At 43.1% G+C, this 24,405-nt stretch carries 25 protein-coding genes; 18 read left to right on the top strand and 7 right to left on the bottom strand.

Going from position 1 to position 24,405, the window contains the following annotated elements; translation table 11 throughout:
* Position 1: 1 nt before the first annotated feature.
* Together nfsA and MKZ03_RS17495 are read left to right on the top strand one after the other, a co-directional pair.
* Entirely contained in the window at positions 2 to 751 is a 750-nt protein-coding gene (nfsA, locus tag MKZ03_RS17500) for an oxygen-insensitive NADPH nitroreductase (RefSeq protein ID WP_066031565.1), read from the top strand.
* Between the two features lie 54 nt (positions 752 to 805).
* Positions 806 to 1,810, top strand: coding sequence for an LLM class flavin-dependent oxidoreductase (locus MKZ03_RS17495; protein WP_334750560.1), 1,005 nt, complete (start codon positions 806 to 808; stop codon positions 1,808 to 1,810).
* A gap of 324 nt (positions 1,811 to 2,134) precedes the next feature.
* Here the strand turns inward: MKZ03_RS17495 and MKZ03_RS17490 are convergent, their stop codons facing one another.
* Entirely contained in the window at positions 2,135 to 4,561 is a 2,427-nt protein-coding gene (locus MKZ03_RS17490) for a S8 family peptidase (RefSeq protein WP_341032507.1), read from the bottom strand.
* Between the two features lie 500 nt (positions 4,562 to 5,061).
* On the opposite strand from MKZ03_RS17490, the gene MKZ03_RS17485 reads away from it, so the two are divergent.
* The 7 genes from MKZ03_RS17485 (at position 5,062) to MKZ03_RS17455 (ending at position 11,136) form a co-directional block, all read left to right on the top strand.
* On the top strand, positions 5,062 to 5,340 hold the full coding sequence (locus tag MKZ03_RS17485; protein WP_341032506.1) for a hypothetical protein: 279 nt from the start codon (positions 5,062 to 5,064) through the stop codon (positions 5,338 to 5,340).
* Positions 5,341 to 5,392: 52 nt separating this feature from the next.
* Complete coding sequence (locus tag MKZ03_RS17480) at positions 5,393 to 6,226, top strand: PRD domain-containing protein (RefSeq protein WP_034660400.1); 834 nt, start codon at positions 5,393 to 5,395, stop codon at positions 6,224 to 6,226.
* 253 nt (positions 6,227 to 6,479) lie between these two features.
* A complete protein-coding gene (locus tag MKZ03_RS17475) occupies positions 6,480 to 7,868 on the top strand; it encodes a sucrose-specific PTS transporter subunit IIBC (protein ID WP_095285644.1) in 1,389 nt (462 codons plus the stop codon).
* 19 nt (positions 7,869 to 7,887) lie between these two features.
* On the top strand, positions 7,888 to 9,345 hold the full coding sequence (locus MKZ03_RS17470) for a sucrose-6-phosphate hydrolase (protein ID WP_106030642.1): 1,458 nt from the start codon (positions 7,888 to 7,890) through the stop codon (positions 9,343 to 9,345).
* A gap of 187 nt (positions 9,346 to 9,532) precedes the next feature.
* Positions 9,533 to 9,787, top strand: a complete 255-nt coding sequence (locus MKZ03_RS17465; RefSeq protein ID WP_008359596.1) for a hypothetical protein — start codon at positions 9,533 to 9,535, stop codon at positions 9,785 to 9,787.
* Positions 9,788 to 10,043: 256 nt separating this feature from the next.
* Positions 10,044 to 10,634: a hypothetical protein gene (locus MKZ03_RS17460; protein WP_106030641.1), complete on the top strand. Its 591-nt coding sequence runs from the start codon at positions 10,044 to 10,046 to the stop codon at positions 10,632 to 10,634.
* A gap of 19 nt (positions 10,635 to 10,653) precedes the next feature.
* Positions 10,654 to 11,136 carry a hypothetical protein gene (locus MKZ03_RS17455; RefSeq protein ID WP_106043034.1) on the top strand — a complete coding sequence of 161 codons (483 nt, stop codon included), beginning with the start codon at positions 10,654 to 10,656 and terminating at the stop codon, positions 11,134 to 11,136.
* Positions 11,137 to 11,185: 49 nt separating this feature from the next.
* On the opposite strand, the gene MKZ03_RS17450 is transcribed toward MKZ03_RS17455, so the two are convergent.
* Together MKZ03_RS17450 and MKZ03_RS17445 are read right to left on the bottom strand one after the other, a co-directional pair.
* Positions 11,186 to 11,995, bottom strand: coding sequence for a bifunctional hydroxymethylpyrimidine kinase/phosphomethylpyrimidine kinase (locus MKZ03_RS17450; RefSeq protein ID WP_034660396.1), 810 nt, complete (start codon positions 11,993 to 11,995; stop codon positions 11,186 to 11,188).
* A gap of 126 nt (positions 11,996 to 12,121) precedes the next feature.
* A complete protein-coding gene (locus tag MKZ03_RS17445) occupies positions 12,122 to 12,427 on the bottom strand; it encodes a general stress protein (RefSeq protein ID WP_034660395.1) in 306 nt (101 codons plus the stop codon).
* A gap of 128 nt (positions 12,428 to 12,555) precedes the next feature.
* Here MKZ03_RS17445 and MKZ03_RS17440 point away from each other — a divergent pair, with 128 nt between their 5' ends.
* Together MKZ03_RS17440 and MKZ03_RS17435 are read left to right on the top strand one after the other, a co-directional pair.
* Positions 12,556 to 13,383 carry a glycosyltransferase family 2 protein gene (locus tag MKZ03_RS17440; protein WP_341032505.1) on the top strand — a complete coding sequence of 276 codons (828 nt, stop codon included), beginning with the start codon at positions 12,556 to 12,558 and terminating at the stop codon, positions 13,381 to 13,383.
* Entirely contained in the window at positions 13,380 to 14,060 is a 681-nt protein-coding gene (locus MKZ03_RS17435) for a uracil-DNA glycosylase (protein WP_034660393.1), read from the top strand. The genes MKZ03_RS17440 and MKZ03_RS17435 overlap by 4 nt, the downstream gene beginning before the upstream one ends.
* Positions 14,061 to 14,093: 33 nt before the next feature.
* Here MKZ03_RS17435 and MKZ03_RS17430 read toward each other — a convergent pair whose 3' ends face one another.
* Positions 14,094 to 15,452, bottom strand: a complete 1,359-nt coding sequence (locus MKZ03_RS17430; RefSeq protein WP_341032504.1) for an aldehyde dehydrogenase — start codon at positions 15,450 to 15,452, stop codon at positions 14,094 to 14,096.
* 170 nt (positions 15,453 to 15,622) lie between these two features.
* Here MKZ03_RS17430 and MKZ03_RS17425 point away from each other — a divergent pair, with 170 nt between their 5' ends.
* From MKZ03_RS17425 to MKZ03_RS17415, 3 genes are all read left to right on the top strand, one after another.
* The gene (locus MKZ03_RS17425; RefSeq protein WP_034660391.1) at positions 15,623 to 15,955 is read left to right on the top strand and encodes a YwdI family protein; all 333 of its coding nucleotides are present in this window, start codon (positions 15,623 to 15,625) and stop codon (positions 15,953 to 15,955) included.
* 33 nt (positions 15,956 to 15,988) lie between these two features.
* On the top strand, positions 15,989 to 17,296 hold the full coding sequence (locus MKZ03_RS17420) for a purine/pyrimidine permease (protein ID WP_034660390.1): 1,308 nt from the start codon (positions 15,989 to 15,991) through the stop codon (positions 17,294 to 17,296).
* Between the two features lie 70 nt (positions 17,297 to 17,366).
* The gene (locus tag MKZ03_RS17415; RefSeq protein WP_060597537.1) at positions 17,367 to 17,738 is read left to right on the top strand and encodes a DUF423 domain-containing protein; all 372 of its coding nucleotides are present in this window, start codon (positions 17,367 to 17,369) and stop codon (positions 17,736 to 17,738) included.
* 41 nt (positions 17,739 to 17,779) lie between these two features.
* On the opposite strand, the gene MKZ03_RS17410 is transcribed toward MKZ03_RS17415, so the two are convergent.
* From MKZ03_RS17410 to MKZ03_RS17400, 3 genes are all read right to left on the bottom strand, one after another.
* Entirely contained in the window at positions 17,780 to 18,397 is a 618-nt protein-coding gene (locus tag MKZ03_RS17410; RefSeq protein ID WP_066031576.1) for a cupin domain-containing protein, read from the bottom strand.
* Positions 18,398 to 18,527: 130 nt separating this feature from the next.
* Positions 18,528 to 19,070 (bottom strand): spore coat protein GerQ, encoded by a 543-nt coding sequence (gerQ, locus tag MKZ03_RS17405; protein ID WP_066031577.1) that lies wholly within the window; start codon positions 19,068 to 19,070, stop codon positions 18,528 to 18,530.
* Between the two features lie 223 nt (positions 19,071 to 19,293).
* Complete coding sequence (locus MKZ03_RS17400) at positions 19,294 to 19,959, bottom strand: YIP1 family protein (RefSeq protein ID WP_307500702.1); 666 nt, start codon at positions 19,957 to 19,959, stop codon at positions 19,294 to 19,296.
* A gap of 184 nt (positions 19,960 to 20,143) precedes the next feature.
* Between MKZ03_RS17400 and MKZ03_RS17395 the strand changes: the two genes are divergently transcribed.
* The 4 genes from MKZ03_RS17395 to MKZ03_RS17380 are packed head-to-tail and all read left to right on the top strand — an operon-like array spanning position 20,144 to position 24,405.
* Positions 20,144 to 20,914 (top strand): glycosyltransferase family 2 protein, encoded by a 771-nt coding sequence (locus tag MKZ03_RS17395; RefSeq protein ID WP_066031799.1) that lies wholly within the window; start codon positions 20,144 to 20,146, stop codon positions 20,912 to 20,914.
* A gap of 6 nt (positions 20,915 to 20,920) precedes the next feature.
* Positions 20,921 to 22,333, top strand: coding sequence for a capsular polysaccharide export protein, LipB/KpsS family (locus MKZ03_RS17390; protein WP_066031579.1), 1,413 nt, complete (start codon positions 20,921 to 20,923; stop codon positions 22,331 to 22,333).
* Between the two features lie 21 nt (positions 22,334 to 22,354).
* The gene (locus MKZ03_RS17385) at positions 22,355 to 23,533 is read left to right on the top strand and encodes a DegT/DnrJ/EryC1/StrS family aminotransferase (protein ID WP_066031580.1); all 1,179 of its coding nucleotides are present in this window, start codon (positions 22,355 to 22,357) and stop codon (positions 23,531 to 23,533) included.
* Complete coding sequence (locus MKZ03_RS17380; RefSeq protein WP_341032502.1) at positions 23,530 to 24,405, top strand: GNAT family N-acetyltransferase; 876 nt, start codon at positions 23,530 to 23,532, stop codon at positions 24,403 to 24,405. The genes MKZ03_RS17385 and MKZ03_RS17380 overlap by 4 nt, the downstream gene beginning before the upstream one ends.

Genomic DNA, 24,405 nt, shown 5'->3' with positions numbered 1-24,405 from the left:
ATTGAACAAAACGATAGAAACGATATTAAATCATCGGTCCATCCGTTCATTTACAGACGAGCGTTTGTCCGAAGAAGAGGTGCTGACACTCATTAAAAGTGCACAGGCTGCTTCGACATCAAGCTATGTACAGGCGTACAGTATTATTGGTGTGACAAATCAAGAGAAGAAGGCCAAGCTTGCTGAACTGGCCGGGAATCAGCCATACGTTAAGAAGAATGGGCATTTCTTTGTCTTCTGTGCAGACTTGAAACGCCATGATGATATTGCAAAAAAAGCAGGGGAAAATCATCAAGAGGCGCTTGAGAATACGGAAGCCTTTCTCATTAGCGTCATTGATACGGCGCTCGCTGCGCAAAATATGAGTGTAGCCGCAGAATCAATGGGACTTGGGATCTGCTATATTGGCGGTCTGCGTAATCAACTGAAAGAAGTGTCTGAATTACTTGAAACGCCATCTTATGTGCTGCCGTTATTTGGTCTGGCTGTCGGACATCCAGCGAGTCAATCGTCACAAAAGGAACGGCTGCCAGTTGAACTCATTTATCATGAAAATGCATATCAGCAAGATGAAGCGCATGTGGATCGTTATTTAAAAGAATACGATGATCGTATTTCATCATATTATGAAGAACGAACAAACGGAGAGAGAAAAGATACTTGGTCTAAGCAGATGCTTCGCGGCTTTAGTCAGCCAAAGCGTGCCTTCCTTGGAGAATTTGTTAAAGAGAAGGGCTTTAATCGAAAATAAATAAGACATCCCCCCTTTCGATTGAGAGAGGGGGATTTCTGTAAGAGGTGCAGCATGATGAAATTAAGTATACTGGATCAATCTCCTTTGATCGGAGATGCAACACCTGCTGAAGCATTGAAGCAAACGGTTGAATTGGCAAAGCAGGCAGAGAAGTGGGGCTATCACCGTTTTTGGGTATCAGAGCATCACTTTTCAAACCGGCTTGCAGGGTCGAGTCCAGAGGTGCTTCTCGGTCATTTATCAGCCGTTACGTCACATATACGTATTGGCTCAGGCGGTGTGATGCTGCCTCACTATAGTGCCTATAAAGTAGCAGAGAACTTCAGGGTTCTCGAAGCACTGGCTCCTGGCAGAATTGATCTTGGGATTGGACGTGCTCCTGGTGGTATGCCCATTTCCTCCATTGCCCTTCATCATGGTGAACGAAAACGACTAGGTGATCAATATCCTGAGCAGGTAGAAGAATTGAAGGTCTATTTACACGACCTAGCGGATGAATTTTACCCGCTGCCCCATTTAACCGCTTCTCCGAAGGTAGAGACTGCACCAAAGGTATGGATGCTTGGTTCCTCTGGAGGGAGTGCAAGACTTGCGGCGAAAGCAGGTGCAGGCTATACGTTTGCTCTATTTATCAATGGCGAAGGCGGAGAAGATTCTGTGGAGCAATACATCAACCGGTTCGAACCTTCAGCATTCGGTGATGAGCCGCGCGTCAGTCTTGCGGTCTTCGTTTTATGTGCTGAAACAGAGGAACAGGCAGAAAAACTGGCAGTCAGCTTAGATTTATCCTTACTCGCCAATGAACAGGGGCAAAACCTCGGGGGCTTTCCTTCATATGAAAAGGCACAAGCTTATTCCTACAGTCCATATGAACAAAAACGAGTGGCTGCCAATCGTCAAAGGATGGTGGTTGGAACGCCATCTTCTGTGAAAAAGCAGCTGACGGCACTAGCGAAAGCGTATCGTACAAATGAAGTAATCGCTGTGACGATCACTCACCACATGCAAGACCGGCTCACATCGTATCGTTTATTAAAAGAAGCCTTTGATGCATAACGTATGTATGTCTGTTTACCGTCCACGCAGCCAATAGAGGGGGAAAAGGAGCATCATGATGAAAATAAACGCGGCTGTCACCAGCAAACTAAGCGGGTAAATGAAGGACACATAGACCGTCAGCTCGCATGCTTGATGAAAAGGACGAGGATGTTTCGCGTGTAAAAGGGTGAAAAAATACACCAAAGTGATCGTTAGAAAAAAAGCAGTCAAAAAAGAAACGATCCATAGCAATATCAACATCAGACTCTCTTTCCTCCATATATAATCGAAAAGCCTTGATGAGCTAATCCGCTCATACAAGGCTTTTCTTGTGATTCACGTTTATTCAGGATAAATATCGAAGGGTTCCTTCGTTTGAACAGTGTCTGATTTCCCTTTCAAACTTGCATACGCAAGCATTGTATACTCACCAGGTTCCAGCTTTTGACCTTGATTGATCGTGCCATTCCATTTTACGCGGTGTTCTCCTTTATCAACATGTTGATAAACACCTGCTTCACCTATATACTCTCCATCTGTCGAGTAGACGAGAAATGCAAGGTTCTCAGCGCCACCAGGCAGATAGCTGCTAATGACATAGCTTCCAGCACGGTTATCCGGCTCGACGGAAACCGAAGTGACGCGCGGATAATCAGGCTCTTTTACAATCAATAAAGTAGGAATCTCTGTGACCTTTCTGCCATTTTCACGAAGGGTAATGCTGCCTTGGTACGTTCCTTTTTTGGTTTTACCGTATTTCACTTGTACCGCGGAAGTAAAGGACCCAGTGGAATTCCCTTTGACAGTGATTTTTTTCGTTCCGTTTGTGCTGATGCCGCTGCCATTGAATTTGTAATCAATGGTATACGTTTTCGGTGCTTTTGAAAGGTTTTCTACCTTGAATTTCTTCGTTTTGATTTGAACGCCTTTTTCTTTCAAGAAAGTGCCGTAAGAATAGCTGGCATCAGAAACGATAGATGACGCTTGGAGTGATTCGATGATTCGAACACTGCCTGTCCCTTGTGTGTTATGAGGGAATGGGCTGCCATTTGCATCAAATAGTTTTTCTGCTGTATTCATCATCAGTGCTTTGATCTGTTCAGTTGTGTACGATGGTTTTGCTTGCTTGATGATCGCTGCGACCCCTGCCACATGCGGTGAAGCCATGCTTGTTCCTTGCTTTGAGCCATATCCATAAGGCTGAGAAGGGTTATGCGTTGGAATCGTACTCACAATGCTGACGCCAGGTGCTGATAAATCAGGCTTAATCATCCAAGTATCCACAACTGGTCCGCGAGATGAGAAGTCAGCGACTTGCTCACTAAGTTCTTTGACAAATTGAATGGAGAAAGTTGTTGTATTGTTTCCAGCCTCAATGGCTTTGACAAGCGCCGTTCCTTCAGCTTTTGAAAGCTTAATCGTAGGAAGAGCGAGACCCGGTACATCGACTGGAATTTCTCCATCGGTGTTGTTATACATCACAACGCCGATTGCACCAGCAGCTTTTGCATTGTCTACTTTATCAACAAAGGCAATGGCTCCTCGTTCGATCACGGCAACCTTTCCTTTAACATCGATGTCTTCAAATGCTTTTTCGTCACCGATACCTGCATGGACGAGTGTGACTTGTTTTTGGTCAAGTGCTTTTAAATCACTCTCTTGGTAGTAGCCCATCACTTTTGCAGTAGAATAGTTCGGGAATTTCACACTATAAAGGCTGTACGGAAGTTGAGTTGCTCCGACAGAAATGGCATCTCTTGACGTGCCGGGAGAACCGACTGTCCAGCTGTTCGGTCCGCTGTTTCCATTCGATGTGACAGCGACAACGCCTTCAGACATGGCCCAATCGAGTGCGATGCTTGTGGCATAATCAGGGTTATTCACACTGTTTCCGAGAGAGAGGTTCATGACATCTGCTCCATCAGTAACAGCGCGGTCGATGCCTGCAAGAACGTTCTCAGTTGTCCCAGACCCGCCTGGTCCAAGTACACGGTACGCAAGAAGTGTGGCATCCTTTGCGACACCTTTAATTTGTCCATTGGCAGCAATTGTTCCTGCGACGTGTGTGCCATGGTCTGTCGATTCACCTCTAGGGTCTCCTTTAGGCGTCTCTTGCGGAGAATAATCGTTATCAACAAAATCATAGCCTTTGTATAAACCAAAGTTTCCTTTTAAATCAGGGTGGGTATAGTCTACTCCAGTATCAATGACAGCGACTTTTACCCCTTTTCCAGAGTAGCCGGCATCCCAAGCTTTTGGTGCACCGATAAATGGAGCGCTTTTATCCATAAGAGGGGAGACATCTTCATTTGGAAGCTGAATGCTTTCCTTTTTCACTTCATCTGTTTTATATGTAACATCCGGATAAACGGCTTTTACTCCGTCAACTGCGAGCAGCTTCGGAATTTCGTTTGCAGGAAGTTTCATAGAGAAACCAGAGAAGACTTTTTCATATTCTTGACGAACACTCGCTTTATCAATTTCTTTGAGTGCTGCATTTTTTATTTTTGTTCGAGATTTTTTGAGGGAGGCCTTTGTTTGTGCTTCGCCTTCTTGCTTTGCTTCAACTAAGGATTTTTCCTTTAATTCAACAATAACAGTGGTATGTTTTCTAGAGTTTACATTGATTTCACCGAAGATTTCTGCTTTTTCTAGTTCCACCTGTTTGTTCGATGGAGCGGCAGCAGCCTGTTGACCTGTAAAGAATGTGGATAAAATAAAAATAGTAGAGAACAATAGAACAGAAGAACGAGAGATGACCTTTTTCATTAATTTTCCCCTTTCTAGCTGTGTTTTTAGGGAGATAGCCTTTCTTTTTGTGGATAAATAGGAAAGATTCACTGCCCGTTATTAAGTATTCAATACGATGAAAACAATTCCTTTACTAAAATGGTCTTATTTTACATAGTTATAAAGAACTATTTTGTTTATAAAGTCTCACTTATGCACAAACTCCTGTTGATAACTCATTTATTTAGATATATATATGGAAAATAAAAAAATCTCATACACAAAATCTAGTAATGGGGTGTTGATATGTGGATAAACCCTGTTGATAAGGTGTGCTTATCTTTTGGATATAGTGTGTATAAAATTTTTATTCAAACACCCTCATACATGATCATCTTCTCCACTTTTCAACAAAACTTCTGAAAACTAGTTTGTTTTTTCACCCAGATTGTGACAAACCTCTCTTTTTTCTCGGGATATGATAGGAGCAGTTGTTTTGCTAGAACTGCTAGATTCTAAGAAAAGCGGAGGGATGTTCAGTGAAGAAATTCAAAAACTGGTTGAGTGTATGGTTTGGTTTCATGATGAATGTGCTTGTGAATCCTGGTGTGATGATGAAGCAGCAACGGTTTCAGGCGGTTGCGGTGGATAATCGTTTCTTTCAAGTTGTGAACGAGAGAGAGCTAGAGAAGCTGGCAGAAGAAAAGAACAAGAAGCGCAGGTCAGAGAAACCGTTTAAGCAAAGTCTGATGATGCTTGATGAGAAGACGGCGAGAGAGGCGCGTGCTGGCCCGCTCTTACCTTTACATGGGAGATGAAACAGGGTAAAATCCCACATAAGAAACGTTATCTGGTGGGAGAGGATACCCCTTGAAGATATATAAAATATTGAATAACAATGCAGTGGTTGTAAAGGAAGGTGATCAGGAGAAAATTGTGATGGGGCCTGGAATTGCTTTTCAGAAGGGGAAAAATGACGTCGTTCCCGTTCAAAAAATAGAGAAAATCTTTGTTGTGCGTGAAGAAAATGAGAAATTCAAACAAATTCTTGCGACATTGCCCGAAGCGCATATTGAGGTGGCAGAGCATATCATCAGTTATGCAGAGGGTAAACTGATGATGCCGCTTAGTGATCATATCCATATATCACTGACTGACCATTTATCCTTTGCTATAGAGCGCATTCAAAAGGGCATTGTGCTATATAATAAATTGCTTGGTGAGATCAAAGTCTTATATAAGCAGGAATATGATATTGGAAAGTATGCCATTCGTTATGTAAAGGATCGGCTTGGGGTTGAACTGCCGGACGATGAGGCAGGATATGTGGCACTCCATATTCATACGGCCAAAATGAATACGGAGTCTATGAAAAAGACCGTGAAATATACAACGATGATCAAAGAAATGATCGAGCATATAGAAAGCTATTTTCAGCATTCAATTGATGAGGATAGTATTTCCTATCAGCGGCTTGTGACACATTTGAGGTATGCATTAGGCAGGTTGGAATCAAATGAGGCATTTCAAATCATGGACGATGACATGCTGAGTTTTATCCAAACAAAGTATGATTTGGCTTACCAGTGTGCACGTGGACTCGCTGATTTGTTAAAAAATGAATATGAACTTCATCTCCCTGAATCGGAGATCGGCTACATCACGCTGCATGTCCAGCGTCTGCAGGATGCCGAATTGGTTTAGTGGTTGTGCCTGCATGCAGGCTTTTTTTATGCACACTACTCTTATTAGTGTATATGGGTCAATTGATTCGAAAAAAGAGGTTGACGCACGTCTCACTCTTATACTATGATGAAAGCGTAATCAAAATTTGATATCGTGGGATTGTGACTGCCAGGCAGGCAAGACCTAAAATTTGCGTAACGAGGGGACGTGTATGTCCTTTTATCGTTGGTGAATTTTAGGTCTTTTTTGCTTTAAAAAAGGAGGAGACAACATGGATTATCAAAAAACAGCCAAAGAATTAACAAAACGATTAGGCGGCAAAGAAAATGTCATCAGTGCCACGCATTGTGCAACAAGACTCAGATTGGTGATAAAAGATGAGGAACTGATTGACAAAGAAGCCATTGAGGAACTTGAAGGGGTGAAGGGGGCTTTCTCAAGCTCGGGACAATTCCAAATCATTTTTGGAACGGGGGCAGTCAACAAAGTATATGAACCATTTGCTCGTGAGACTGGTCTTGAGACAGGAGACGAGAAACAAAAGCCTGTCAGCCATGATGAAGCAGTGAAACAAAAAATGAATCCACTTGCACGTTTTGCAAAGACGTTATCAAATATTTTTGTACCGATCATTCCAGCAATTGTTGCAAGCGGTTTATTAATGGGCCTATTAGGCATGATGAAAGCCTTCAAATGGGCTGACCCAAGCTCTGCGATCTTCCAAATGCTTGATATGTTCTCAAGTGCAGCCTTTATCATTTTGCCGATTTTAATTGGGGTCAGTGCAGCGAAAGAGTTTGGTGGAAATTCGTATTTAGGAGCCGTTATTGGGGGGATTATGATTCACCCGAACCTGCTCAACCCGTGGGGGCTGACGGATGCGAAACCAGAGTATATGCATTTATTCAATTTTGATATTGCTCTTCTTGGTTACCAAGGAACAGTCATTCCAGTATTATTGACTGTGTACATCATGTGCATTGTAGAAAAGAATTTAAGAAAAGTGGTTCCGAACAGTATTGATTTACTTGTGACCCCGTTTGTGACGGTGATTGTGACTGGATTTGTGACGTTTATTGCAGTTGGACCGCTTGGAAGAATGCTCGGTACTGGAATTTCGAATGCATTGACATTTATTTATGATCATGCAGGCTTCTTAGCAGGACTCATTTTCGGAGGAGCCTACTCTCTCATTGTGCTCACAGGGGTTCATCATAGCTTCCATGCGATTGAAGCAGGACTGCTGAATGATATTGGGCGTAACTATTTGCTGCCAATTTGGGCCATGTCCAACGTAGCTCAAGGCGGGGCGGGATTGGCTGTCTTTTTCTTAGCGAAACGCGCGAAAACAAAAGAAATCGCACTTCCTGCAGCTTTCTCAGCTTTCCTAGGTATTACCGAGCCTGTCATATTCGGTGTCAACCTCCGCTATCGTAAGCCGTTTATTGCCGCGATGATCGGAGGCGCATTAGGCGGGGCATTTGTTGTCTTCACGAAGGTTGCAGCCAACGCCTATGGTTTAACGGGTATTCCGATGATTGCGATTGCCGCGCCATACGGTGTGCAGAATGTGGTGAATTATGTGATTGGTATGTTAATCGCTGTTGCTGTTTCATTTACTCTCACCATCATCTTTAAAGTAAAAGAAGTAGAAAAATAATCAAGGAGTGGTCACAGTCATGACAACAACTGACGCAGCACTTCGTCAAAAGGTAGCAGACCGTATTCGAAACTATGAGCATTTGGTGAAAAAAGATGTGTACCGTCAGCATTTTCATTTAATGCCGCCAGTTGGTCTTTTAAATGACCCGAATGGGTTGATTCAGTGGAAAGGGGTTTACCACGTTTTTTATCAGTGGCAGCCATTCAAAACGGGACACGGCGCAAAATTTTGGGGCCATTACACATCGACAGATCTAGTGAATTGGCAGCACGAGGAAGCCGCCCTTGCCCCAAGTGATTGGTTTGATCAAAACGGCTGTTATTCTGGCAGCGCAGTCATTGACGATGGACAGATGTATGTGATGTACACTGGAAACGTTCGCGATGAACAAGGAAACCGTGAGACATATCAATGTTTAGCTGTTTCAGAAGATGGCATTCATTTTCAGAAAAAAGGTGTCGTGGCGACGCTGCCAGAAGGATTCACCGCCCATTTTCGTGATCCGAAAGTATGGAAGCGAAATGGCCAGTGGTACATGGTTCTTGGTGCACAAAGCCTGGACCTGAAAGGGAATCTCGTCTTGTTTACCTCTGATACTTTAGACAATTGGACGTTTCAAGGCATGATTGCTGGCAGTGGAAAAAATGGATTAGAGGATTTCGGTTATATGTGGGAATGTCCAGATCTATTTGAATTAGATGGCCGGGAAGTATTGATTGTGTCGCCTCAAGGGTTAAAGTCGGATGGCTTAAAATATCATAATACACATCAATCAGGCTATTTTGTTGGGAGATTGGATGATCATACCTATCAATATACGCACGGAGCGTTTGAGGAGCTGGACCGCGGCTTTGACTTCTATGCGCAGCAAACCTTTCTAGACGAATCAGGCAGACGTCTTTTAATCGGATGGATGGGGGTGCCTGATCAAGGAGAAGAGCATCATCCAACGATTTCGTATCAATGGATACACTGCCTCACGATCCCGAGAGAGCTGCGTTTAGATGATAACGGACATCTGATTCAAAAACCAGTCACTGAGCTCCAGGCGATGAGAACCAATGAACAAGAGAATGTTTTTCATATCAAACGCTCCGTCCAATCGATTCCTGTAGATGATATTACAAGCGCAGAGGTATTCATTGATCAAATTGACACACAAAAAGGGTTTGAATGCTGTATTCGAGCGGCAGCCCGTATCATTTATGATAAAGATGAAGGCAAATTAACATTAGAGCGAGATCGATTTGAAGATCGAACAAAAGAAGTTCGAGAAGTGGCAATAGAGGAATTACACGACCTTCACATCTTTATCGATGCATCGTCGATTGAGATTTTTGTAAACGGAGGCCGAGAAGTATTTACTGCACGTTACTTTCCTTCCCCGGGAAATAAATCAATCTCGATCAGTGGCAGAAATGAAACAAAGCTGAAACTGAAAACATGGCATTTACAAAGAAAAGCAGATCAATGATCTGCTTTTTCTAGTGAAATCCGCCTGTATCTTAGAACCTATAACATGTATATACAAGGGTGGTCTGAAGCGGTTTGATGACGTTTTACATATATGATAACAAGTGGAATTATGGTATCATTTTAAAATATATCCAGCTGAGGCTGACGTTTATCCAAATGCGGAAGGACAAAAAGGGGTTGTTTACTTGAATTCAAAACAGCAGCCGACGACTAGAAAACGCTTGGAGACAATGGCAGATCATGTTGAAGATAAACGTGAAGAATATAAAGAATTGCTCATTCAAGTCCAATCTATTCTCGGTGAACCTTCTCTAGAGCAGGAAGAATTAAAAGAGAAGCTGTCAGATACGTATAAACAAATGAAAGAATATGCCTTATTTGTTGAATCCATTGAAGCCTTTATTCGAAAAATGGCGAAAGAATCTGATCAGCAAAAGTAACGAAATGTGATGTTTTGTTTCATTTTTATTTAAGTTATAGTGTGGAAAAAAATTATTTATAACTATCTTAGCCTGTGATTTATCATTAAGATTTTTCATTTTAGTTAGAAAAGAGAGAGAAAGCCCAATTCATAAAATTATATGATTTTATGAATTGGGCTTTTTTTACGAATATGTTAAAATTAATATTTACCTAAAATGGTAGGGAATAATTTGTAGTTTTGTTTTTCACTATTTTAAGAAAGAGGTAGTATTAATGAGAAAAAAAATAGCTGTCGTTCTTTTGTTTACTTTAATGATTTCTTTATTTGCACCTTCTGTTTATCTTAAAGAAAATGATGACTACTCGATGCCGCCATCAAAAATGGCTTTAGTTCTCGGTCAAGAAAATAGTCATTTGGAAATTGGCTATAAAGAAACTGACGCATTTTGGGTGTTAGTCGGTCGTTTAGTATTGCAAGGTGGCTCTAAATTAATTAAAGTAGGAACGAAAACGTTTAAAAAAGCACCTAAGTCAAAAGTTGTAAATAGTTTGAAAAATTATAAAGGTGCTACATATAAAGCAGGATCAAAAACGTATAAGATAACGAAGAGTGATATGAAGCATATGTTAGAAAGGCATCATCCTAAGTATTGGAATGGAACATCTAAAAAGACCCAAACTTTTTTTGATAGTCGACTTTCTGTTAAGGATATAGAACGTATAGCAATTAATGTGGCAAAACAAAATAGAACGAAGTTATCAAAAATAAAAGTTTCAGGACAAGTAGAAGGTAAAGTAGATGGAGTGAAATATGTCCTAGGCGTTTCTAATGGTCATATGCGTCAGTTATATCCTAAATCTTAATGTTAAAGGAGATTATAAGGTGAAAATTAAAACATATATTTATATAGAAAATGAAGAGAGATATGTATCAATTCGTGACATTGAGAGTATCAAGAAATTCGTTGCTAAGAAAGAAGATTTTATGGAACAAGGGTTTACTAATTTAGAAGGGACAATCACGTTCGATCATGGAAAAAAAGGAAGAATTGAGGATTTTGAAAATCCTGATTACATAGAAGAGTTGTGGCATTATTACACAAATATTTTTGAGGAATATGTGGAAGAAGGGTATGGAAAAATATATTATCCGAGTGTTCCATTAGAGATACAGTTAGAAAAAAAATCTGATCATGAAGTGATGTTATCGCTTGAAAATCAAATTTTGATTGCCGATTATAAAGAATTTGTGCGTCATTTCATTGATTCTGGTCGTGAGTTCATTCGCTTTCTAGAAAACATTGCACCACAGGTAGATCATTCTGGTTTCACCAATCAATTGAACGATCTAGAGAAAACATGTTAAAAACAAAACCCGATTCGCCCATTAACAAGGCGAATCGGGTTTTTCTGTTCTATTTGTCAACACGATGAGCAGAATGCTTTGTTGGTCCGATGTATTCGTTTAGCTGGAAAGAGCCTTTGATGGCAGCTGTGATGAATTCTTTTGCTGCATAAATGGCTTCTTTCACGTCTGAGCCGTTTGCCAGTTCAGCTGTGACTGCTGCTGAGAATGTGCAGCCTGCGCCGTGTGTGTATTCTGTGTCGATCTTATCTGTTTCAAGGCGTTCGAAGGTTTGTCCATCATAAAGCAAATCGATCGCTTTATCTTGGCTTAGCTTACCGCCTCCCGTGATGACCACATACTTGGCACCAAGTTCGTGAATGCGTTTTGCCGCTTCTTCCATTTGTTCAATCGTTTTGATCTCACCGATTCCGCTTAATTGACCTGCTTCGAAAAGGTTAGGCGTGATGACGGTTGCCAGTGGTGTGAGTTTTTCGCGCAGCGCTTCAGCGTGCTCTGGGTAAAGAACTTCGTTCGCACCCTTACAAACCATAACAGGATCAATGACGACATTTTTTAGGTCGTATGTTTTGATAGTGTCAGCTGCAAGTTCGATCACGTCGACCGTTGGGAGCATACCCGTTTTCAGTGCATCTACCCCAATGCCTTCTACAATGGTAGAGAGCTGCGCACGAATCGTCGCCGTATCAATTGGAAACACCTGATGATCCCAATGGTTATGAGGGTCCATTGCAACGACAACGGTTAAAGCTGTCATCCCGTAGACGTTTTTTTCTTGAAACGTTTTTAAATCTGCTTGGATACCTGCACCGCCGCTTGAATCCGACCCTGCGATGGTGAGTGCTTTATTCATAGACATAGTTGCTGAACCTCCAATGTGATGTGTAACAGTTACTGTTCTATCCCTTATTATAATCAGCTTTTCCATTTATCACAATGAAACGACATAAAAAAGCGTTCCACCCTAGGAGGAACGCCTTTCTCCTTACCTTTTACATATCACCAATTTTCCTTTTTTCAGTTCGTCTAAAAGTGTTAAGGCTAATTCCTGATCCGCGCCAACCGACATCATTTTGGCCATGAGCTCGTCATCCCGGGTGCGGATGACATTGGCGATTTGATCTAAAATCCCTTGATCGACCGCTGTCATGCTTTTGGCATTCGTATGCTCTGTGACGGTATCAGAGCGTTCTGGATCGTACGCAAAAACGAAAATATCATCCTTTGCTGAATGTATTTGTTCAATGGTCTGTTTGGCTTCTTTGCTATTTTCTACTGTGAAGTATTCCATCGTGATCACTCCTTTTCATCAAAAATTCCCATTTTCCCGTCACATCAAACCGCCTTTTATATCATGAGAAGAACGTCATTTTATGTTTTAATGGAAAAAGACGAATCTATTAAAGGAGTAAGCTGAATATGAAGATTTCCTTATTAATTGTGACACATAACCGGCTCAGCGCACTGTGTGAGCTGCTTGAATCCATTACGAGACAAACTGTACAGCCTTTTGAAATTGTGGTCGTGAATGATGCAGGAGAGCGAGTCGACATCATCCAGGAACTCTACTCTGAACTTCCGATCCGCTTGATCCATTTAGATGAGAATGTCCAGCATGTGAATGCTAGAAACGTGGGGGTGCGGGAGCTGACAGGCGATGTCATCATGCTGAGTGACGACGATGATTACTTTACACCTTGTCATATTGAACGTATGAGTAAGGCGCTGGAGGACGCCGATTTTGTCTTTTCTGATGCAGAAATTGTGTCATTTGAAGAAAAAGGCGCGACCCGTTTCCCGGTGTCGAGGCGTTTATTTGCTTATACAGCAGCTATTGAGGATATGCGTGTTTTTTCTACCTATGTTCCTTCCGGCAGTATGTACAAACGCTGTATACACGATGAGATTGGCTACTTTGATCCAGCGATGCATCATTATTGGGACTGGGACTTCTTTTTGCGTGTATCACAGCATGCCCGTGTCAAACGAGTGCCAGCTGCCAGCGTGATCTATGCGTTTTTTGACGGCGGTGGGAATCAGTCTAGTGAGCTTGGTGAAACAAGGAAGAACTACTTAGATGATCTAAGTGAAAAGCATGAGCTGGGTGACCTGCCGACAGCTAACTTTGCTGTCTTATTAGAAGAACCAGCGATGAAAAAACGAGAATCAGAGAGTGAGATTGTGTGGGACGGAAAACCGATGATCTCCAGACTAACGCAGCAAATAGAAGGAGGAGAACCCCAATGAAGCCATTTTTAAATGATAGCTGGTGGGCTGTGATGAAAAGTGAATTTGAACAGCCGTATTATCAGGAATTACGTGAATGGATGAAGGAAGAATATCGCACGCAGACCGTTTTTCCGAAACCGGATGACGTTTATCGTGCGCTTCATTTGACGTCTTATGAAGAGGTCAAAGTGGTGATTTTGGGACAAGACCCTTATCATGGCCCAGGTCAGGCACATGGATTAAGCTTTTCTGTTCAGCCTGGCGTGAAGCATCCGCCATCATTGAGAAATATTTTTCAGGAGCTAAAGGATGATCTTGGCTGTCCTGTTCCAAATCATGGCTCACTTGTGAGCTGGGCAGAGCAGGGTGTGCTGCTCTTAAACACTGTGCTGACCGTGAGAAAGGGCGAGGCGAACTCGCATAAAGGCAAGGGCTGGGAACGTGTGACAGACCGTGTCATTGATGTGCTGAATGAACGTGATCAGCCCGTCGTTTTTGTGTTATGGGGAAGACATGCTCAAAATAAGAAAGAACGCATTGATCAAAACAAGCATTACATCATTGAGTCACCTCATCCAAGTCCTTTTTCTGCAAGAAACGGCTTTTTTGGCAGTCGTCCGTTTTCAAAGGTAAACGCGTATTTAAAGCAAATGGGGATCGAAGAAATCAACTGGTGTATCCAAGGTATTGAGTGAAAAGAGGGCGAGGGGAGAGCCCCTTCGTCCTGTTTATTTTAAAAATTTACGAACCAAGTCTAGTCCGTTTTTCGCATTTGGATAACGGAAGGAAAAATCGAAGCGATTGGTTTGGCGCAGGACGCTTTTTTCATGTGTAAAAGTAAAGAAGCTTTCTTTCCCGTGATATCGTCCCATGCCGCTTTCGCCCACGCCTCCGAATGGCAGGTAAGGAGTAGCGACATGCATGAGCGTGTCATTGATACATCCTCCGCCAAATGAGAGATGGTCTAGGATATAGGATTCTGTTTCTTTACTTGTTGTAAATAAGTAAAGAGCAAGCGGCTTCGGCCTTGTTTTGATCATATGCGCTGCCTCATGCAGAGAATCAAAGGTCATGACAGGCAGAATCGGTCCGAAAATTTCCTCCTGCATGACGGGATCTTCCCATGTGATGTGGTCTAAAATGGTCGGAGCGATTTTGAGCTCGTGTTCATTGCGCTGTCCACCCGTGACAATCGTTCCATTTGAGAGGAATTGTGAGAGTCTGTCAAAATGACGCTGGCTGACATTTTTCCCAAAGTGCGGATGTGTTTCAGGGTGTTCACCATAAAAGTCCCGGATACAAGCTGTCATTTCCCGCAAAAGGTCCTCTTTAATGGACTCATGAACGAGCAAATAGTCTGGCGCAATGCATGTTTGCCCTGCATTGGTGAATTTGCCGAAAGTGATTCGCTTCGCCGCTAGTTTGATGTCTGCATCAGGCATGACGATGCAAGGGCTTTTTCCGCCAAGCTCAAGTGTGACAGGTGTCAAATACTTTGCGGCGGCTTCCATGACGATTTTGCCGACTGCCACACTTCCTGTAAAGAAGATATAATCAAAGGGCAGTTTCAGCAGCTCTGTACTGACATCTACACCGCCTTCTACGACAGCTGCATGGTCTTCTTGAAATACACGTTCCACCATTGCGCTGATTATTTGTGAGACTTGCGGCGTCAGCTCAGACGGTTTTAAGATGACGGCATTACCCGCAGCAATAGCTCCGACTAATGGAGAAAGAGCCAATTGGAAAGGATAGTTCCAAGGGGCAATGATGAGCACACTGCCGTAAGGTTCTTTGATGATCATGCTTTTCGATCCGATATGAGTCAGAGGTGTTCGCACGCGTGTTGGCTTTGCCCATTTGTGAAGATGCTTGATGGTATGATTGATTTCTTCATATACCATCCCAATCTCTGTTGTATAGGCTTCTTGTTCGGATTTATGTAAATCATGGGCTAAGGCTTGTAAAATATCCTTTTCATGCTGTTTGATTTCTGCTTTTAAGTCTTTAAGGAGGCGGATGCGTTCTTGAACCGGCGGCTTTTGAAAGACTTTTTGTTTCTGAAAAAGAGCAGTGAGTTTGTCCATTATTCAATCCTTTCATAGACGATTTTGTTCCTTTTATTATGTGTGAAGGGCTATGACGGGTCAAATAAGAGAGGCGGGAGCGCACTGCTTTGAAAAAATGAACCCATTTCGTTTGTTCATTTGGTAAAATAATGTTGAAAAGAGACTTTTTTAGATTGGAGGGTCTACCCTTGAATATTCATATATCAAGCCTGCTTCAAAAAATGGAGGAAGCGGTTCAAAAGGCGAAACAAAGTGGAAATGATGAAGAGGTGAAACGTCATGTGGCAGCGATTTCTTCACTATGTGAGGTCATTCTCGATGCACCATCACAGGTGCAAATGCCGCAGTCGCCGGTTATCTCTCCACCTTCTTCGATACAGACACCGTCTGCGCCGCCCGTATCCTCAGATCAAGCCATGCTTGAGAAACTGATGGGTGCGAGTGGTGCGAAGAAATTTCAGCATCAAGAAGAGGGGCAAAAAGAGAAGGATGGGAACGGCGACTCTATCTTTGATTTTTAATGGTCTTGTTACGACAAAGGGAAGGTGATCGGTTTGAAACTATTTTTGGGCGCCATTCAGTGGATGGCATTTTTTATCGCAGCTTCTATTGCCGTACCAATTGCGATTGCACAAGCGTTTGAATTGAACCAAGTGCAGTCAGCGGAGCTGATTCAAAGTACATTCTTTTCACTTGGTCTTGTGGCGATGGTGCAGTGTTTATGCGGCCATATGCTGCCGATCAATGAAAGTCCAGCAGGGCTTTGGTGGGGTGTGTATACCCTTTATGCAGGCATGACAGGAACAATTTTTGCGACGTATCCTGAAACCCTGCAAGCCTTACAGGGGGCTTTAATTTTTAGTGCCGCTTTCTTTTTTATTTTTAGTTTATTTAAAATCATTAATTGGCTCGCGTCTTTATTTACGCCAGTCGTCACAGGCATTTACTTGCTGCTGCTAGTTGTGCAGTTAAGTCAGCCGATCATGAAAGGGCTGATGGGCATCGGCTATCGAGGAAATCAGGTGGACGGGCTTGTCTTTTGCTTATCGATCTTGATTATTATCCTTACCTTCATGATCAGCCGCTCAAAATGGCATTACTTAAGGCAGTTTTCTGTGTTATTTGCCCTTGCAGGAGGCTGGCTGTTATTCGCTCTACTCGGGTTGGCAAAGCCGGTTCGAATTCCAGAAAAAATCATCGAGTTTCCGAAGCTGTTCCCATTCGGCATGCCGGTCTTTGACAGTGGACTACTTGTCACGTCCTTTTTCATTACGATCTTACTCATTGTGAACATGCTGGCAAGTATTCGAATTGTGGAAAGTTCAGTGAAGGCATTTGGTGAACTGCGTGAGCGGAAGAGAGCTCGGCCGGCTGGTTTTGTCGCAGCATTTGGTCACTTACTGAGCGGATTGATCGGTGCCATTGCGCCTGTACCTATTTCCGGGGCAGCAGGATTTATACAGACAACGAAAATTCCATCGAGAAAGCCATTTTTCATAGGAAGTCTGCTCATTGTACTCATTAGTTTGTTCCCGCTGCTCATGAGCTTTTTCTCCGCACTGCCATCACCTGTGGGGCTTGCTGTAAACTTTGTGGTGTTCTCCTCGATGATTGGGATTGCGATGTCTGAGTTTGATCAGTATGAGAAAGAAGAAATTCCGCGGATTCGCTTTGTCCTAGGGATTGCCGTTTTAGCAGGTGTAGGGGCGATGTTTGTACCGCAGGGAGCCTTGAAAGGCATGCATCCTGTGCTCATTTCATTATTAAGCAATGGTCTTGTTCTAGGTACACTCATTGCGATCGCGGTCGATCAAGTCCTGTTACGAAAGAAAAAGAAATCCGACAATCTCGTGTCAACGTAAAGGGAAAGTTGAATGTCGTCTGTCACCCGCGCTATGATAAACATAATTGACGAGATAAGGAGAATGACGAATGAAACTATTTTTCATTTTAGGTGCGATTAATGCCATGCTAGCTGTTGGACTCGGAGCCTTCGGTGCGCACGGTCTGGAAGGGAAAATCCCTGAAAAGTATATAGACATATGGAACAAAGGGGTTCAATATCAGATGTTCCATGCGATTGGATTATTTATTGTCGCCTTTCTTGCAGATAAGCTGTCAGGTGTTTCTCTAGTTCCAACCGCTGGCTGGGTGATGCTTGCAGGTATCCTTTTCTTCTCAGGAAGCCTTTACGTGCTGGCATTGACACAGGTGAAGATTCTAGGTGCCATTACCCCAATTGGCGGAGTGGCGTTTATCGCTTCTTGGATCATGCTTGTCATTGCAGCAGCAAAAAATTTATAAGCCAAAAAACCGATGCTCTGAGAGGGGCATCGGTTTTTTTCTTAATTCCAGTAAGGGGCATAGTTTGGCGGTGCTTGATAATAAGGGATGTAGTGAGACGGAGGGACAGGATGCGTTTGTGCCTCCTCTTCTCTGTGGCAAAATGGTCCGATAAACACACTTGGCTTCACAGGCTGCGTCGCCTGCTTCCACTGTGTTTCGTTCATGCAATACGTATGTGCCATGATGTGAGGAGGGGTGAGGGTGAGAAGGTCTGAGCCTAGGATCACTTCTGGCGTAGATGCGTTAAAAATGGCTAACAAATGAGTTCTGTCTTGAAGGGCAACTTCGTAGTGCCACCAGCCTTGAGGTACGTTTGCCACCTGTCCAGGGGTGATGGTATAGGTGTGCAGTTTTTTTGTAAATGGATTCAGCATCGAGACGGCAGCAGAACCGGCTATACAATAAACAAGCTCTGCGGCATTTTGATGATAATGAGGCTCTACGACTTTGCTTTTACTCAAATATATATCCAGCAGGGATACTTGATCCAACGAGTTTAATTGTTTTTTTCCTAAAACATTAATCAGGTTATGCTGATCGTATTTCACAAGTGGGCTTTGATTCAGATCGTATGAATATTTAACATTCGGTGATGTATAATCCAGCTCAACAGTCATTGATTTCACCTCTAGGCGTTTGATAAAAACTACTAGGCATCTTATGACCAGCGCCCTAGAGGTGTGTCAAAAACCTAGTCAAAAAAAAGCAAGGGCGCCTGCTCCTTGCTTTTGCTATATGTGGCGTTATCTATCTCGGAGAATACGTGGACATAGAGTATGGATAGTCGTATTGAATTTCCCCATCAAACGTAATGTAATCAAGATAGATCGTTAATAGTAAGTATCGTGTTCCTGACTTGTTATCACTAATGATAATGTGGTCACGTCCTGCAGCTTCAATGACGCCTCTGAAAATCTTCGAGTTCCATTCCTTACTCGCCTCAAACGTCATGTAAATCGTGGCTACCTTCCCGCGGTTCAATCGTAAAATATTTTCAATATAGGACTGCTCGATTGGCAGCTGACCAGTGACATTCTGCTGATAAATCGGTCCAGAAGGAATTTGATACGGCTGGCCGCCGCCCTGCGTTCCTTGGCCTCCTTGTGAAGTGCCGGTAGATGGCATTGGTGAAAATCCCTGCTGCATTTGTCCTTGCATTTGACCCTGCATTTGGGGAGGGACTGAATAACCCATCTGCTGCGCAGGATACGGATTTGCTCCATATTGCTGCTGGCGAAAATCTTGACCTTCGAAACCCGAACCTTGCCCAAATTGATTTTTCAATTTCATAACGTTCCTCCTCTTTCCTCATGGTGTTCTAAACAGAAGGCGCTTAAGCACCTGTTGTTTCCATAGCATTCTTTCTCTCTTTCACACTATGAGACAGGAGGGCAGAATATGTACATTGAACGAAAAAAAGGAACTGCTGTGCAGTTCCTTAGGCGTGGGCAAACCCTCGCGTTCTTTGTCAGGTCTGCGTTTCGTTGCTCACGAATATGATGCTCAACCTTCCTTACATCATCCAATTTACAGCGCGCTGGACACCAAATAAAAGTGTAATGATAAGAAAACATGCCGCAAGCGGTGTGATCACAATGAGAAAGGCTTGCCATAATCTGAGCTTCATCACAGCGACAATGCCTAAAACAGTCATTCCAAATATCCACGTCTTTGCATAAGCCTCGATCAGTGTCAAAAGATCGAGATAATACCAAACCTCATAATGCTGATCTAAATAAGGTGAGATTTTGACAAACGTATACGGACCAAGCATTCCAATAGTGAAAATCCAACTGAGTGAAAATAAAGCAGAAGGGAAAAAGACCGTCAGCGTGCAGGCTTTGAGCACATCTCGATATGCCGGTTGACTGCCGAAAAAAAGAAGCCCTAACCACTTTAGGATGAGTACACCGAAAAATAGAACCAGATTGCCTGCAAGAATACCATATCCCGCTCCTTGTAACAGAATAAAAGGGAACGGAATATGATTGCCCATATACTCGCTAAAATAACCTTCGTAGACCCAGCCTGTACCAGCAATACTTGCAAGGAGCATCATCAGCCAAATTGGAATAGAGGAACGTTGATATGAGCGAATAATCGTTTTTGTTGCGACGAAAATTTTAAAAAATCGAAAAAAACCTTTTGCTTCCTCTTCTTGGGAGTGATCATTCTTCATAGCTTCCAATGTTCTTTACTCCTTTAATACACATAAATGATTACTTATATTACCAAAAAGTTCGCAATTTTCAAAGGTAGATCGATAAAAAAATACAATTTTATAAAAAATAGGTCATTCTACAGTCTCTTTAAGAGGAGAAACATATGATAAACATAGTTTGAAAGAGACCGAGGTGAAAACTTTGACAAAAGTAACTGTCATTATGACGAGCTACAACAAGGCGGCTTACGTCGGCAGATCGATTGAAGCGGTCTTGCAGCAGACGCTGTCAGACTTTGAACTATTTATCATGGATGATGGTTCAAACGAAAAAACCCTTGCTGCGATTGAGCCCTTTCGCAAAGATCCCCGTGTTCATTTTATCCAAAGCGGTGTCAAATCACTGGAGGAGAGAACAGTGAAAACCCGATACGCCGTCCTGATTAATCAAGCATTAGAACTGGCAAAGGGCGAGTATATTTCCTATGCCACAGATGACAATGTCTATGCCCCGGACCGTTTAGAGAAGCTCACTCATTATCTAGATGCACGACCAGGTGAGGATATTGTCTATTCTGCATCGAAAGTAATCTATTTAAATAGCAAAAAAGAGCCAGTAAAGGAAACGATTCGACCTGCGCAAACGGTGCAATGGAATGCACCCTGTGCCATTGATCATTGCTCAGTCGTTCATCGTGCATCTATTTTATCAAAGATTCAAGCTGAATTTGGGTCTTACTGGGACGAGAGTCCGCATTTTTATCGAATAGGAGATGCCCGGTTCTTTTTTCGATTAAATCATTTTTATCCGTTCTATCCCTTTGATGAAGTTTTAGATACAAATTACATCACAGAACAGTCGATTCACTATCAGCTGGCAGAAGAAGAGAAAAGTGCCTTTATTCAAGCACTTCCTGAGCAGTCTACCTGCTGGGAGCTCCGCCACATATTAAAACAAAGACATGGGAGGTGACCTGAAGTGTCGCACTATATTCATCATTATTGGCAGGTGTACTTTGAGTATGTGAATCTCATGAAGGATTTGTCGTATAAACAAATTCCTCTTGGGTTGATCAGCAATTTCTATCAATATATCAGTCCTGAAGTGAGGGAACGCATGGAGGAGGAAGCATTCGGTCAAGAATTGACAACCGATTGTCCATTGCCGGAAGAGATTCAGCCATTTTTTGATCAACATAAGCAGCAGATCAAGCGAATTGCTTATCGTCCGGCGAATGGAAAGGTATTGCTTCACTTTGAACATCTGCGTTTTACTGAACAAAATTACACGCGGTTCCATCCGAGTCAAACGGTGGTGCTCGCTCGCTGGAAGAAGGCAGATTATTTCGGTTTACCCGTCATCAGCAAGCCGGAATTAGCCGGAGAGGTTAATAAAGAAGCTCATGCTGAATATATTGAAAAAGCAAATGCTCTCCTTAAACCTTACGCAAAGCACCCCGTCTTTGGCAATGTCTTTTTTAGAGAAAAGCTTCGGAAGGACATTGTGCAATTTATTGATGTGATTGACCAGACAGAAGTTCTATTTCAGATGGAGCCAATTGCAGCCGTCATTGTGGGGACGACGGAGGATGCTTACAGCCGCGTACTGGCACTGCAAACAGTGAAACGCCAGCTCACGAGTATCTGTCTTCAGCACGGCGCACTTATGGGAGACGAAGCCTTTTTGCCGATTTTCACGACGTGCCATGGGGTGTTTGGAAAGTATGAAAAGGACTGGTATGTAGACAAAGGCTGTCAGCCGGAACAGGTGGAGATCACAGGTCATCCGAGGTTTGATTTGGTGAAGGATCGAACGCCGCTTCAACAGGAACTCATCTTTCGTAAATTGAACTTCAATCCTGCCAAAAAGACCGTGCTTGTGGCAACGCAGCCGTTCTCAGAAGCCTTCTATGGTGATGTTCTTAAAACGATTGCAAAACGGAAAGACATTCAGTTGATCATGAAGCCGCATCCGTGGGAAATTGCCCGAAACCGATTAAATGAGTATGTGTCCATTGAACGAGCTGGAAATCATGTGAGATTGATTAAAAAAGATATCGACTTATATGACCTGCTGCCATATATGGATATGGTCATTACGCTCACATCAACCGTCGGTCTTGAAGCAATGCTCTTTGAAAAGAGTGTGCTGATCGGGAAAATGACAGAAGGCAGAAGATACCCTTATTACGAGTCGCTTGGCAGCTATCATATGGAAAACCCTGTTGAACTGGCTGAGAAAGCCATTCGTATTTTGTCGGATGATCAAGAGATGAAGCTGGCAAAGCAGCAAGGAGCTCAATTCATTAAACAACATTATCCGCATGCGCGATCGACCGATGTTCTGCTTTCTCTGCTTAAAACAAAAACAGGTGTGGATTTTCAGAGATGAAGATAGGGGTGTGCAAGCGATATGGAAAAAAAGAGAGCGCAATTTCTTCCTTATGCCCTGCCGTTGATTGAGCAGGAAGAAATTGACGAAGTCATTGGAACATTAAAATCCGGCTGGCTGTCAACCGGACCAAAAGTAAGACAGTTTGAAGAAGAGTTTCGGCAGCTGACCGGTGCAAAACATGCGATCGCTGTCAATTCATGTACGGCTGCTTTATTTTTAGCCTTAAAGGCTAGAGGGATTGGGAATGGGGATGAGGTGATTACAACGCCTCTGACATTCTGCGCAACAGCCAATACGATCATTCATACAGGGGCAGCACCTGTATTTGTCGATATTGACCCAGCGACTCTCAATCTCGATGCAGAGAAACTAGAAGCGGCGATTACACCACATACAAAAGCGATTGTCCCTGTTCATTTTGCTGGTCAATCGTGCGATATGGACCGGATTTTAGCCATTGCCAAAAAGTACGATCTATTTGTGCTCGAGGATGCCGCTCATGCTCTGTATACAACGTACCATGGTCAGCCCATTGGAGCGATTGGTGATGCGACTGCCTTTAGTTTTTATGCGACGAAAAACATAGCGACTGGAGAAGGCGGCATGCTGACGACAAATGATGATGCACTTGCCGCACGAATCAGAAGACTAGCACTCCATGGGATGAGCAAGGGAGCGTGGAATCGTTATGGAGAAAAAGGAACATGGTACTACGAGGTCGAGGAACCTGGCTATAAAATGAACATGTTTGATGTGCAGGCATCGTTAGGGCTTGTCCAGCTAAGACGTCTGGATGATATGCAGGCACGGAGAGAACAAATTGCGAAAACATACAATCAGGCATTTCAAAAAGAAGCAGGGCTGATTTTGCCGCCTGTCCATCATGAGGGAAGACATGCATGGCATTTGTATGTACTGCAAGTGGATCCAAAAGAAGCATTCATCACACGCGATGAGCTGATTGATCAGCTGCAAAAGGAGTATAAAATCGGCACGAGTGTTCACTTTATCCCTGTTCATTTGCATCCATACTATCAACTAACCTACCACTATTCACCAGAGGATTTCCCTGAGTCACTCGCTTACTATAAGCGGACTCTCTCACTGCCTCTTTATCCAAGTATGACCGATGAAGATGTGCAGGATGTCATCACTGCGGTGCTGTCTATTTTAAAAGATCAGAAGGCATCTTCATGAAGGCCGTTCATGCAATAGACGATCAGGTGCTGTCCTCTTGGCTGGAGAAATACGGCCAACAAGCTGAACAAATGAAAGGCTTCAAGCAGTTTGGTCTTGTCAGTGGCGCCCAGCTCAAAGCGGTGCTGTTATTCGACTGGTCAAAATGGGAAAGCGGCATATTTGATCAGCATATTTTTCATGTGAAGTTTGCGGAAGCTGAGTCATCATCTGCTTTTCAAGAATTGATGGAGCGCTTCATCAATTGGATGAGAACAGAAAAATGCGATTTTTTCTTTTTACGTCTTGAAGCGGCTGATCTTGAAAAAAATCGGATCGTCCAAAGGCTGTCACATGTGTACTATGTAGGCGGTCTCACTCGGCTTGAGGCGCCGCCTGTTCACATGGAGATGCCATTAACAGGTGAAGATGTGTTGATAAGTCTGCCGGATGAAAAGGAATACGATGAGGCGGTTTCACTTGGTCATCAGGCTTTTGTGAAAAGCCGGTATGCACTCGATCCATTTTTAGACCAGAATGTCGTCCAGCATTTCTATCAAGAATGGATGAGAAACAATTTGCTCGGACGTGCAGATATCAATCTCGTGGCAAAGGTGAACGATGAAGTCGTGGGCTTGATACAAGGGATGACCAAGGGCGATGAGATGGCGCTTGAGCTGTTTGCGATTAGACCGGATGTACAAGGAAAAGGGATCGGGAAAAAACTGTTTATCGAGATGATGAAGGTCTCTTATGAGAGAGGGCATCGTTTTATTTCTGCCGGAACACAGCTGCATAACACAACCGCCATTCAGCTGTACGAAAAGATGGGCTTTAGAACAACAAATGCCTTCTTGTATTACCATGTATGGCCGAAAAAAGGAGAGAGATAA

This window comes from Bacillus sp. FSL R5-0431 (genome assembly GCF_038002985.1).
In the GTDB taxonomy this organism is placed as follows: domain Bacteria; phylum Bacillota; class Bacilli; order Bacillales; family Bacillaceae; genus Bacillus.
This window is presented reverse-complemented; position numbering and strand designations above follow the sequence as displayed.